The sequence below is a fragment of the Amycolatopsis sp. NPDC058340 genome, assembly GCF_042723975.1.
Classification (GTDB): domain Bacteria; phylum Actinomycetota; class Actinomycetes; order Mycobacteriales; family Pseudonocardiaceae; genus Amycolatopsis.
In genome coordinates this window covers 208,380-220,998 of record NZ_JBHXIB010000001.1, presented here as the reverse complement: position 1 = coordinate 220,998, position 12,619 = coordinate 208,380, and the positions used below count along the sequence as shown (strand labels likewise).

Below are 12,619 nucleotides of genomic sequence, written 5' to 3'. Positions count from 1 at the left end.
GGCCGAGTACGACCCGGTACGAGGCCGATCCGCCCGAACCACCTGGATCACGAAGCCCATCGAACAGACCCACAGGACATCGCCTAGGCGCTGCAAACCTGTGCGGCAGATTACTTAGCCATGCTCAGTAATTTTAGTTAGCATGGCTAAGTGACCACGAAAGTCGCCGATCTCGCCCACCGGCTCCGCCCGCTGGTGTTCCGGCTGTACTACCTCGTCCGCCGGGAGACCCCGCAGGTGCAGCTCACCCTCACGCAGGGATCGGTGCTGTCGGAGCTGCTCAACGGCGGTCCGCGCCGGATGAGCACGCTCGCCGAACTGGAACGGGTCCGGATGCCGACGATGACCGACGTCGTCCGCCGTCTCGAACGGCTGGGCCTGGTCAGCCGCCGCCGCGATCCCGCCGACGGCCGGGCCGTACTCGTCGAGGTCACCGAGGTCGGGCAGCGCTTCCATCGCCAGTTGATCGTCGCGAGGGAGGAATTCCTCCGCGAACGGCTCCTCGAACTCGACGAGACCGACCGCTCCGCGATCGAAGCCGCGCTCCCCGCCCTCACCAAGTTGCTGCACGAAGACAAGAAGGAGGAACTGATCCGCGATGAGCGCTGAGCCCCACTCGAGCCTGTTGGACGCCGTCAAGGGACAGCCCAAACAGGTATGGATCACCGCGTTCGCCGCGGTCATCGCGTTCATGGGCATCGGGCTGGTCGACCCGATCCTGCTGTCGATCGCGGAAGGCCTGAAGGCGACGCCGTCCGAAGTGACGCTGCTGTTCTCCAGCTACCTCGGCGTCCAGGCGGTCGCCATGCTGGTCACCGGCGCGATGACCGCCCGGTTCGGGGCCAAGCGGACCGTGGTCGTCGGGCTGACGCTGGTCGTCGTCGCCACCGCGCTGTGCGCCGCGTCCGGGTCGATCGAGCAGCTCATCGGGTTGCGCGCGGTCTGGGGACTCGGCAACGCCTTCTTCATCGCGACCGCGCTCTCGGTCATCGTCGGCGCCGCGACCGGCGGCCAGGCGGGCGCGATCCTGCTGTACGAAGCCGCGCTCGGCGTCGGTCTCGCGGTCGGCCCGCTCCTGGGCGCGCTGCTCGGCAGCATCTCGTGGCGCGGCCCGTTCCTCGGCACTTCGCTGCTGATGCTGTGCGGTCTCGTGCTCTGCTCGATCTTCCTGACCGGTGACGCGAAGGAGACGCGGCCGAAGATCCGCCTCCTCGACCCGTTCCGCGCGCTCAAGCACGGCGGGTTGCTGCGCACTTCGATCGGTTCCGCGCTGTACACGGCCGCGTTCTTCGTGGTGCTGGCCTGGTCGCCGTTCGTGCTGGAGTGGAGCGCCGTCGCCGTCGGCCTGATCTTCTGCGGCTGGGGCCTCTCGGTCGCCGTCGCTGGTGTGGTGCTGGCGCCGAAGCTCGCCGCGAAGCTCGGTGAGCGGCACGCGACCGTGGTCGCCGTCTTCGGTTACGCCGTGTTGCTGCTGATCATGGCGATCCCGAGCAAGCCGGTGCTGGTGGTCGGCATCATCCTGTCCGGTCTGGTGTCCGGCCTGCTCAACACGCTCTTCACCGGGACGGCCATGTCGATCAGCGGCGCCCCGCGTCCGGTCGCGAGCGCCGGGTACAACTTCTGCCGGTGGCTCGGCGGCGCGGTCGCCGCGACCGTCGTCGGTCACCTGGCCGAGTGGTTCGGCGCGAAGCAGGCGCCGTTCGTGATCGCCGCGATCCTGTGCGTGCTCGCCGGTGCCCTGCTGACGATCCGCGAGAAGACCGCCGACCCGCGCACGATCCCGGCCGAAGCGGTCCTCGTCGGCGAAGAGATGTAAATCGGAACAAAGGGTGAACACCGGACCAACGAGGGGTTTCCTCCCGTCGGTCCGGTGCCTTAGCGTCGACCTCCCGAACTGCAGATGCGGAGGTCCGCGTGAAGTTCCTTCCGTTACTGGCCGGCCACTCACCAAGCCGGGCGTCAGTGACTTGTACCTATCGCTGTGGCGACGCGTGCTTCCACGACGCGCCGAACACCTCGGACAATCCCACCTTCGCCGACGTGCTGGGCGCGGTGAGCCGCCGTGGCGCGCTGAAGGCGACGGCCGTCGTCGCGCTGGCCGCCGGGACGCCCATCGCGCTCGCCGCGCCGGCGTCCGCCGCGCCCGAGGGACGGCCGAAACCGCCACCCGGCACCGACTACGAGCGGGTGCAGCCGAACACGCTCGACGCCGTCGTGGTGCCCGAGGGCTACGAGCAGGGCATCGTCATCCGCTGGGGTGACGCGGTGCTGCCCGGTGCGCCGGAGTTCGACTTCGACCATCAGACCGCCGAGGCGCAGGCGAAGCAGTTCGGCTACAACTGCGACTTCGCCGCGCTGCTGCCGCTCGACCACTGGGGCCTCTCGTCGCTCCTGGTCACCAACCACGAGTACACCTCGGAAGAGTTCATGTTCCGCGGTTACGACAAGGACAACCCGACCGAGGAACAGGTCAAGATCGCGTGGGCGGCCCACGGGCTGACCGTCGTCCAGGTGTCGCGCGGACGCGACACCGGGCACCTGCGGCCGAAGATGTCCCGCTACAACCGGCGGATCACGTTGCACACGCCGTTCAAAGTGACGGGTCCGGCGGCGGGCAGCGACCTGCTCAAAACCGCCGCCGACCCGACCGGCACGGTGGTGCTGGGCACGATGAACAACTGCGCGGGCGGCGTCACGCCGTGGGGCACGATCCTGTCCGGCGAGGAGAACATCAACCAGTACTTCGGCAACGCCGAAACGGTGACCGACCCCGTGAAGCGCAAGCGCTACGCGCGGTACGGCATCAGGGGCACCGCGACCACCCGTAAGTGGGAGCGGTTCGACGCGCGCTGGGACATCGCCAGGGAACCGAACGAGGCCCACCGCTTCGGCTGGGTGATCGAGCTGGATCCGCACGATCCGGACAGCACCCCGGTCAAGCACACGCATCTCGGGCGGTTCAAGCACGAGACGGCGAACATCCGCGTCGCCAAGGACGGCCGTGTGGTCGCCTACTCAGGCGACGACGAACGCTTCGAGTACATCTACAAGTTCATCTCGAAGGGCCGGATGAAGCCGGGGAACAGCACGCACGCCCGGCGGCACAACATGACCCTGCTCGACGACGGCACGCTCTACGTCGGCAGGTTCACCGGTGACAGCCCGGCCTCCGAGATCGACGGCACCGGCAAACTGCCCAGCGACGGGGAATTCGACGGCGGCGGCGAGTGGATCCCGCTGGCGTCCGGTGACAAGTCCTTTGTGGACGGAATGACCGCCGAAGAGGTGTACATCTTCACCCGCGAGGCGGCCGACCGGGTCGGCGCCACCAAGATGGACCGTCCCGAGGACATCCAGGCCCATCCGTACACCGGCCGGATCTACTGCGCGCTGAGCAACAACGTCGAGCGCGGCAACCCCGGCAAGGAAGGCGCCACCGAGCCCAACCCGCGGCTGAACAACAAACACGGCCAGGTCCTGGAGCTCGAAGAACGGCGCGGGGACGCGCTCGCGCTGACGTTCAGCTGGCGGCTTTTCCTGGTGTGCGGCGATCCGGCCTCGCCGGACACCTACTTCGCCGGCTTCCCCAAGGATCAGGTGTCGCCGATCTCCAGCCCGGACAACGTGGCCTTCGACCGGCACGGCAACCTCTGGATCTCCACCGACTCGGCGGGCGCGCTCGGCATCAACGACGGCCTCTACTCCGTGCCGTTGGAGGGCCGCAACCGCGGCGAGCTGAAGCTGTTCCTCACCGTGCCCCGCGGCGCGGAGACCTGCGGCCCGATCGTCGAGCGGAAGATCGTCACGGTCTGTGTCCAGCATCCGGGTGAAGTGGACGGCGCGAACGCCGACAAACCGGCCTCTCATTGGCCGGACGGCGGGGAAACCCAGCCTCGTCCCTCGGTCGTGGCGGTGTGGAAACCCGGCAGGCATGGCCTGGCGGATATCGGTTCCTAGTCGAAAAGCAACGATCTAGCAGTACTTTTGGTCGATGGCGCGCTGCCTGGCTCGGCAGCGCGCCATCGCTCGTTCTCGCGCTGTTCATCTTCTGGCCAGAGCTGGATCGTTTTGGTCGCTTACCGTCACGACGTTCCCCCGACTGGACTACGTGTACCCACCGCGACCATGGAGGCCCTGTGTCCTTCGAGCCTCAGCGGCTCCTGCCGTTGATCACCTCCCACCCCGGTGGCCGCTCCGCGGTCACCTGCGAGTACCGCTGCGGCAACGCGTGCGCCCACCCCGAGCCGAACACGTCGGACAACGAGTACTTCGGCGACGTCGTCAAGAACATGCTGTCCCGCCGTGGCGCGCTGAAGGCGGGCGCCGTGATGGCCGCGGCCGCAGGTGGCTTCGCCGCGCTGTCCGGTACGGCCGCCGCCGAAACCCCGGCTGACGTTTCCGCCGCGGGCCACGGCAAGCCGGGCCGTCCCGGGCGTCCGGTGCCCGGCACCGACTTCGAAGCGGTGCCGCCGAACACCCTCGACGCGATCACCATCCCCGAGGGTTACGAGCAGCGTGTCGTCATCCGCTGGGGCGACGCCGTCGAGTGGGGCGCGCCGAAGTTCGACTTCCACAAGCAGACCGCGGCCGCGCAGGCGAAGCAGTTCGGCTACAACTGCGACTTCGTCGGCCTGATCCCGCAGGATCCGCTGGGCATCCGCAACCTGCTGGTGGTGAACCACGAGTACACCACCGAGGTCCACATGTTCCCGGCCGACCAGTACGACCCGAAGAACCCGACCGAGGAGCAGGTCAAGATCGCGTGGGCCGCGCACGGCCTTTCGGTCGTCCAGGCCTTCCGCGACCCGATCGGCGGCGCCCTGCGTGTGACGCCGAGCCCGTTCAACCGCCGCATCACGCTGAACACCGCCTTCGAGGTGCGCGGCCCGGCCGCCGGTTCGAAGTACCTCAAGACCTCCGCGGACCCGACCGGCCGCAAGGTCTTCGGCACGCAGAACAACTGCGCCGGCGGCGTGACCCCTTGGGGCACCGTGCTTTCCGGCGAGGAGAACGTCAACCAGTACTTCGCCAACGCGGCGAGCGTCACCGATCCGGTCGCCGCCGCGCGGCTGAAGCGGTACGGCTTCTCCGGCACCGCCAGCACCCGTAAGTGGGAGCGGTTCGACAAGCGCTGGGACCTCGCGCAGGAGCCCAACGAGGCCAACCGGTTCGGCTGGGTCGTCGAAATCGACCCGAACGACCCGAACTCGACGCCGATCAAGCACACCGCGCTCGGCCGGTTCAAGCACGAGGCCGCGAACATCAAGATCACCAAGGACGGCCGCGTCGCCGTCTACTCCGGTGACGACGAGCGCTTCGAGTACATCTACAAGTTCGTCTCCAAGGGCAAGTACAAGCCGGGCAAGAGCGCGCACGCGCGCCGCCACAACTCGGCGCTGCTCGACGACGGCACCCTGTACGTCGCCCGCTTCACCGGCGACAGCCCGGCTTCCGAGATCGACGGCACCGGGAAACTCCCGGCGGACGGCGAATTCGACGGTGTCGGCGAGTGGATCCCGCTGGCGTCCGGCAACAAGTCCTTTGTGGACGGTTTCACCGCCGAAGAGGTCTACGTCTTCACCCGCGAGGCGGCGGACAAGGTCCAGCCGACCAAGATGGACCGGCCCGAGGACATCGAGCCGAACCCGGTCAACGGCCGGATCTACGCCGCGCTGACCAACAACAGCCAGCGTGGCCCCGCCGGCAAGGCGAACGTCGACGAGGCGAACCCGCGGCCGAACAACCGCAACGGTCACGTCCTCGAATGGGAAGAAGACCGCGGCGACGCGGCTTCGACGAAGTTCTCGTGGCGGCTCCTGCTGGTCTGCGGTGACCCGAAGACGGCGGACACCTACTTCGGCGGTTTCCCGAAGGAGCAGGTCAGCCCGATCTCCTGCCCGGACAACGTCGCGTTCGACCGGCACGGCAACCTGTGGATCTCCACCGACGGCAACGCGCTCGGCGCGCACGACGGCCTGTTCTCGGTGCCGGTCGACGGTCCGGAACGCGGGCACGTCAAGCAGTTCCTGTCGGTCCCGGTCGGCGCGGAATGCTGTGGCCCGGTGGTGACCGATCACCTGGTGCTCGTCGCCGTGCAGCACCCAGGTGAAGACGCGGACAGCTCCGCGAACCCGACGTCGCACTGGCCGGACGGCGGCACTTCGCAGCCGCGGCCGTCGATCGTTTCGGTGTGGAAGAAGGGCCGCTGGGGCCAGGTCGGCCGCATCGGCGTCAAGTAGCGGTCTCCGGCGCCCCGATCACTCTCGGCGAGACTTGTTCTGCCTGATCGGGGCGCCGGACGACACCGTTCGGTGATGACGGAAGCCTGTCGCGCTCATTAGCTTCAGCCCTGTGAAAAGGGCACTGGTGTTCATCGCGGCGGGCGCGCTCGTCTCCGGCCTCGTCACTTCGTACGCGCAGGCGGCGACGGTCCCGTCCGGTTGCGCCGGCGGCGCCGCGCCGAATCCGAGCGTCGAGCAGGGCAGCCCGCCCGCCGGGTACACGTTCAGCCCGGCCGCCCCGGTGCCACCCGGCACGCCGAGGAGCAAGCAGCCCCGGCTGTCGACAGCGAGCGGCTACCAACCCGACGGCGGCCGATACGCCCTCATCGCGACCCCGGACAAGATGGTCAGCACGGCCTACGCGGCACTGAAATTCGTGCCCGGCGCCGTCTACACCCTGACCGACTGGACCGGCACGAACGACGAAAACCTCCGGCGCGCGGACGCCGTCCAGGAGACGGGACTCCGGTTCTACGACGGGTCCGGCAAGGTCGTTCTGGAGAACAAGCTCAAGGTCACCCACGCCGTCGAAACCGACGGCGCGCTGGTGCGGCAGGATTTCCCGCCGTCCACCGCACCGCCGTCGGCAGGCTCGGTGAAGTTCTTCGCCGCCACCGACCGCAACTGGGTCATGTGGGACTGCGTCCACCTGCAGGTCGCCTCGTTCTCGGCGAAGGCCGAGGTTCGTGATCCGGCGAGCGGCGCCTGGGGCGCCACGGCCACCATCGAAGCGGGCACCACCGCGAACTACCGGTTCACCGTCACCAACGACGGCACCACGACGCTGACCGACATCAAGGTCGAAGACCCGTATTGCGACGTGAAACCCGCGCCGATCGCGACCCTCGACAGCGGCAAGTCCGCGACCGTCACCTGCGACCACAAGAACGTCACCGAAGCGGACAACGGCCACGTCAGCACGGTGACCGTCTCCAGCGGCACCCTGCCGAAGAAGACCGCGACGACGACCATCAAGGTCACCCCGCCGCCCGCGATCGACGAGATCGGCGAGTTCGTCTGGGACGACGTCGACCGGAACGGCCTGCAGGACGCCGGGGAGCCGGGCGTTCAGGGCGTGAAGGTGACGTTGAAGGACGCGTCGGGCAAGGCACTCGGGACGATCACCACGGACGCCGGCGGAAAGTACCGCTTCACCAAGCTGAAGGACGGCATCTACCAGGTCTGCTTCGACATCGCCGGGCTTCCGTACACGTATACGGCCAAGGACGCGGGCGACGACGCGAAGGATTCGGACGCCGACCCGGCGACCGGCTGCACCGCGACCACCGCCGTCGGCCCTCGCAAACGGCAGGACCTGACGCTCGCGGCGGGGCTGAACGCGCCGACGAGCAGGCTGGGCGACTTCGTGTGGCTGGACAAGGACAAGGACGGTCTCCAAAGCCGCGATGAACTCGGCGTCCCGGACGTGAAAGTGACCCTGAAGGACGCTTCCGGCAAAGAGGTCGGCTCCACCGTCACCGCCCCGGACGGGCGATACGCCTTCGAGCGCCTGGCCCCAGGTGCGTACCAGGTGTGCTTCGACGTCGGCTCACGTCAGCTGACCCGCTCCGGTGCCGCGCACCACAACGGCACCGACTCGGCGGCGGATCCCGCGACCGGCTGCACACCGGTCGCCTCCCCCAGCTCCCCGGAAGACCTGACCAGGGACGCCGGCCTGCTCGACCCGTGATCGCCGAGTTCCGCCTCCAATCACGCATGATCGCCGTTCAATCACGCGAGTTCGCCTTCTGATCACGAGTGTCGGTGGGTGCCGCTACCGTCGCGAACCGTGACCACACATCTCGACGCCACCCGCGAGTCCTACGACACCGTCGCCGAGGACTACGCGCCCCGTGTCGGACGGCTCTTCGACCAGGAGCCGATCAGCCGCGCGATGCTGGCCGCGTTCGCCGAACAGGTACCCGGCCCGGTCGCCGACGTCGGCTGCGGTCCCGGCCACGTCACCGCGCACCTGGCGTCGCTCGGCGTCGACGTCACAGGTGTCGACTTGTCGCCGAAGATGATCGAAGTGGCCCGTCGCCAGTTCCCTGACCAGCGGTTTTCCGTCGGATCGATGACAGCCCTCGACTTCGCCGACGGATCGTTGGGCGGCCTCGTCGCCTGGTGGTCGATCTTCCACCTGCCGCCGGAGGAGCTCCCGGCGGTGTTCGCGGAGTTCCGCCGCACGCTCGCGCACGGAGGCCGCCTGCTGGTCGGATTCCACGTCGGTGACGAGCGCCTGAGCCCGGAAACGGCGTACGGCCATCCGGTCAGCTACGACGCCTACCTGCTGGATCCCGGCGTGGTCGCCGGCCTGCTGGTCCAGGCGGGCTTCGAGGTCACCGCGCGGCTGACCATGGAAGGGAGGAAATGGCCACAGTCCTGTCTGGCCGCCCGTGCGGTTTGACGCGCGGCCCGCGGACCTGATCTCCTGCGCACGCAACCGAGCCGGGCGGGGTCATGACGCAGACGAACACGACCACGGGTGAGAACACGCCCGAGTGGCCTTCGCGCGCCTGGTTCCGGCGGCCGTCGACCTGGACGTGGTTCGGGTTCGGCCTGGTGCTGATGGTCTACGCCGACCTGGCCTGGCGCCGTCGTTGGATGAGCGACGACGGGCTGATCGTGCTTCGGACGGTCCGCCAGATCCTTGCCGGCAACGGGCCGGTGTTCAACATCGGCGAACGCGTCGAGACGAACACCAGTCCTTTGTGGACGGCGGTGCTGAGTGTGCTCGGGCTGGTCCCCGGAGTGCCGCTGGAGTGGATCTCCGTGGTCACCGGGCTGGTCTTCTCGGTCGCCGGGCTGTTCTTCGGCCTGGACGGTGCCCGGCGGCTCTACCAGCCGCTGGCGTTCCACGGACTCGCGCCCGCCGGGGCACTGGTGGTCTGCGCGCTGCCGCCGTTCCGTGACTTCGCGACGTCCGGGCTGGAGACCGGCCTGATCACGCTGTGGCTGGGCGGCACCTGGTGGCTGCTCGTCCGCCGGGCGTCCACAGTGGACGATCTGCCTACCTGGCCGGTCGCGCTGGTCGCGGGCCTCGGGCCGCTGGTGCGACCGGACCTCGCACTCTTCAGCGTCGTCGCCTTGGTGGCACTGCTCGTCCTGGTGCGGCCGGGACGCCGTCGTGCGCTGGGACTGCTGGCCGTGGCGGTCGCGCTCCCGTTGGCGTATCAGGTGTTCCGCATGGGCTACTACGGTCTGCTGACGCCGAACACCGCATTGGTCAAGGAAGCGTCGGAGGCGAACTGGGCCCGCGGCTGGGCGTATCTGGTCGATCTCGTCCAGCCGTACTGGCTGTGGCTCCCGCTGCTGGTGCTCGCCGTCGCGGCCGTCACGGTTTCGTCCACTGTGGACAAGACGTTCGTGGTGCTCACCGCGGTCCCGCTCGTCGGGGCGGTGCTGCTCGCGGGGTACGTGATCCGCGTCGGCGGGGATTTCATGCACGGCCGCATGCTGCTCCCGGCGCTGTTCTGCCTGCTGCTGCCGGTGCTGGCCCTGCCGGTGACGAGGCTGACCGTGGCGTTCCTGGTCGTCGTCGGGATCTGGGCGTTCGTGGCCGCCGCGTCGCTTCGTCCGGCGTACTCGAATTCTCCGCGCGCCGTCGGCGTCACGGACGAGCGGTCGTTCTGGTCGCGGTCGACCGGGCACGAACACCCTGTCCTGGCCGACGACTACGCCGACCACCCGTTGATGCCGTCGGCGCTGGACGCCGTCCACGGCGTGGCCGGCCCGGCGGTGCTGGTCCAGGACTACGCGACCAGACGCTGGTACGCGTACCCGACGGACCGGCCGTACGTCACCGTCGCCGCGGACAGCATGGGCGCACTCGGCCTGCTGATCCCGCTCGACATGCGGCTGCGCGACGGCTACGGCCTCGCGAACCCGTTCGCCGCGCATTCGACGTCGCTCCCCAACGGCCGTCCCGGGCACCAGAAATGGCTGCCGCCGGTGTGGGAGCTGGCGAATTCGGCGCGGCTCCCGATCGCCGAGGGCGGCCCGGCCCGCGCCGAGGACGTCGCCGCCGCCCGAGCCGCGCTCGACTGCCCTGCCCTCGTGGCGATCGACGCCTCGGTGCGGGACCCGCTGACCGCCGGACGGTTCGCGGACAACTTCGTCGGGTCTTTCACGCGCGGCTCCGTGCGGTTCCCGCGGGTGGCGACCCCGCCCGTCGTGTGCGCCCCCTGATCACGCGAGATCGCCCTCCAATCACGCGAGTTCCGCCTTCAATCACGCGAGATACGCTTTCGAGCACGCGAGACCGCCGTACTAGCGTGGCGGGTATGGCTGATCTCCCCCTGGCTCTGGTCACCGGCGCCACCCGCGGCATCGGTGCCGCGGTCGCCCGCGCGCTCGCCCCGACCCACCGGTTGCTGCTCGGCGGTCGCGACGCCGACGCGCTCGGCGAACTCGCGGGCACGCTGCCTGACGCGCGGCCATGGCCGATCGACCTGACCGACGACGAGGCGCTGGAAACGGCGACGGCCGAATTCGGCGAGCTGGACGTGCTGGTGCACTCGGCGGGTGTGGCGCGGCTCGGCACGGTCGAGACCGCGACCGACGCCGACTGGCGGGCGAACTTCGAGGTCAACGTGCTCGCGGTGGTCACGCTGACCAGGCGGCTCCTGCCCGCGCTGCGTGCTTCGAAGGGGCACGTCGTCGTGATCAACTCGGGCGCCGGGCAGAACGCCCGCCCGGGCTGGGGACCGTACGCCGCGAGCAAATTCGCCGTCCGTGCCTTCGCCGACTCCCTGCGGGAGGAGGAGTCCGCGCTGCGGGTGACGTCGATCTACCCCGGCCGCACGGACACCGAAATGCAGCAGGCGATCGTCGCCGACGAGGGCCGCGCCTATGAGCCGGAACGCTTCCTGCGCCCCGAATCCGTCGCGGCCGCCGTTCTCGCCGCGGTCTCCGCGACCGGGGACGCGCACCCGACCGAGGTGATCCTGCGGCCGCGGGGCCTGGTCTGACGCCTCGTGAGTGGTAAGGACGGTTCTAACCGTCCTTACCACTCACGAGATCAGGAGCGAAGGCGCGCAGAGGTGTCGGCGACTTCGGCTTGCACCTGGGCGCGGTCCACCCGCAGGGATTCGCCGTCGCCGACGACCTGTTCGCCCGCCACCCACACGTCGCGCACGCGGCGTGAGCCCGCGGCCCACACCAGGTTCGAGAGCAGTTGCACGTCCGGCACGTCGATACCCGCCGCGAAGGCGGGGTCGTCGAGGTCGACGTGCACCATGTCCGCCCATCGGCCGGTTTCCAGCGCGCCGATGTCGGTCCGGCCCAGCGCGTCCGCGCCGCCGCGGGTGCCGAGCAGGAACGCGTCGGCCGCGGTCAGCACGGTCGAGTCGCCGGTCGCGAGCCGCGCGAACATCGCCGAGAGCTGCAGTTCCTCCCACAGGTCGATGTCGTCGTTCGACGCCGGGCCGTCCGTGCCGATCCCGATGGCGACGCCCGCCTTCCGCAGCTCCGTCACGCGCGCGATGCCCGAAGCGAGCTTCGCGTTCGAGCCCGGGCAGTGCGCCATCCCGACCCCACGCGCGGCGAACAGCGCGATGTCCTCGTCGGACAGGTGGATGGCGTGCGCGGCCAGCGTCCGGCCTCGCAGCATCCCGACCTTCTCCAGCAGCGCGGGCACCGAGCCGTGCTCTTCACGCTGCTTGACGTCTTCGAGCGCCGCCTCGGCCACGTGGATCTGCACCAGCGCGCCCCGCTCGGCCGCCGATTCCGCGGTCGCCCGCAGCGCCTCTTCGTTCAGCATGTACGCCGAGTGCGGCCCGTAGCCGACCTCGATCCGCTCGCCCGGCCCGAACCGGAGGCCGTCGGTGTCGATCCAGCGTTCGATGCTCGTCAGCATCGCGCGCCAATCCATCCCGGGCAGCTCCATGATCGGCGGGCCCAGCACCACGCGGCCACCGGTGGTGAGCACCGCGTCGGCGAGTTGCTCGCCTTCGAAGTACATCTCCGCGCTCGTCGTGACACCGTGCCGCAGCATCTCGACCGAGCCCAGCAGCATGCCGGTGCGGATGTCGGCGGGCTTCAGCTTCGCTTCGGCCGGCCAGATGATCTCGGTCAGCCACGGCAGCAGCGGCAGGTCGCCGCCCATCCCGCGCAGCAGCGTCATCGGGCTGTGCGCGTGCGCGTTGACCAGACCGGGCAGGAGGATGCCGCTCAACCGGGTGACGGGAGCGGACGTTTCGGGCGCCTCGGACGCGGGACCGACATGGGTGATCCGCCCCGCCTCGTCCACGTCGACCACGGCGTCACGCAGCAACGAGCAGGCGGGGTCGGCGGGGAGAACGACAGGAGCGTGGAAACGGCGTTGCATGAACCGAGCT

At 69.3% G+C, this 12,619-nt stretch carries 9 protein-coding genes; 8 read left to right on the top strand and 1 reads right to left on the bottom strand.

What is annotated here, in order from left to right; translation table 11 throughout:
* Window positions 1-150 precede the first annotated feature (150 nt).
* From ACFWIW_RS01090 to ACFWIW_RS01055, 8 genes are all read left to right on the top strand, one after another.
* Window positions 151-609, top strand: coding sequence for a MarR family winged helix-turn-helix transcriptional regulator (locus tag ACFWIW_RS01090; protein ID WP_378366531.1), 459 nt, complete (start codon window positions 151-153; stop codon window positions 607-609).
* Window positions 599-1,816 (top strand): MFS transporter, encoded by a 1,218-nt coding sequence (locus ACFWIW_RS01085; RefSeq protein WP_378366530.1) that lies wholly within the window; start codon window positions 599-601, stop codon window positions 1,814-1,816. Before ACFWIW_RS01090 ends, ACFWIW_RS01085 begins: the two co-directional genes overlap by 11 nt.
* Window positions 1,817-1,914: 98 nt before the next feature.
* Window positions 1,915-3,957, top strand: a complete 2,043-nt coding sequence (locus ACFWIW_RS01080) for a PhoX family protein (protein ID WP_378366529.1) — start codon at window positions 1,915-1,917, stop codon at window positions 3,955-3,957.
* A 179-nt stretch (window positions 3,958-4,136) separates the two neighbouring features.
* Complete coding sequence (locus ACFWIW_RS01075) at window positions 4,137-6,239, top strand: PhoX family protein (RefSeq protein WP_378366528.1); 2,103 nt, start codon at window positions 4,137-4,139, stop codon at window positions 6,237-6,239.
* A 112-nt stretch (window positions 6,240-6,351) separates the two neighbouring features.
* A complete protein-coding gene (locus ACFWIW_RS01070; RefSeq protein WP_378366527.1) occupies window positions 6,352-7,971 on the top strand; it encodes an SdrD B-like domain-containing protein in 1,620 nt (539 codons plus the stop codon).
* Window positions 7,972-8,070: 99 nt separating this feature from the next.
* Window positions 8,071-8,688: a class I SAM-dependent DNA methyltransferase gene (locus ACFWIW_RS01065; protein ID WP_378366526.1), complete on the top strand. Its 618-nt coding sequence runs from the start codon at window positions 8,071-8,073 to the stop codon at window positions 8,686-8,688.
* A gap of 53 nt (window positions 8,689-8,741) precedes the next feature.
* Entirely contained in the window at window positions 8,742-10,469 is a 1,728-nt protein-coding gene (locus tag ACFWIW_RS01060; protein WP_378366525.1) for a hypothetical protein, read from the top strand.
* Window positions 10,470-10,564: 95 nt separating this feature from the next.
* On the top strand, window positions 10,565-11,251 hold the full coding sequence (locus ACFWIW_RS01055; protein ID WP_378366524.1) for an SDR family oxidoreductase: 687 nt from the start codon (window positions 10,565-10,567) through the stop codon (window positions 11,249-11,251).
* A gap of 50 nt (window positions 11,252-11,301) precedes the next feature.
* Here ACFWIW_RS01055 and ACFWIW_RS01050 read toward each other — a convergent pair whose 3' ends face one another.
* Complete coding sequence (locus ACFWIW_RS01050; RefSeq protein ID WP_378366523.1) at window positions 11,302-12,609, bottom strand: amidohydrolase family protein; 1,308 nt, start codon at window positions 12,607-12,609, stop codon at window positions 11,302-11,304.
* Window positions 12,610-12,619: the final 10 nt, after the last annotated feature.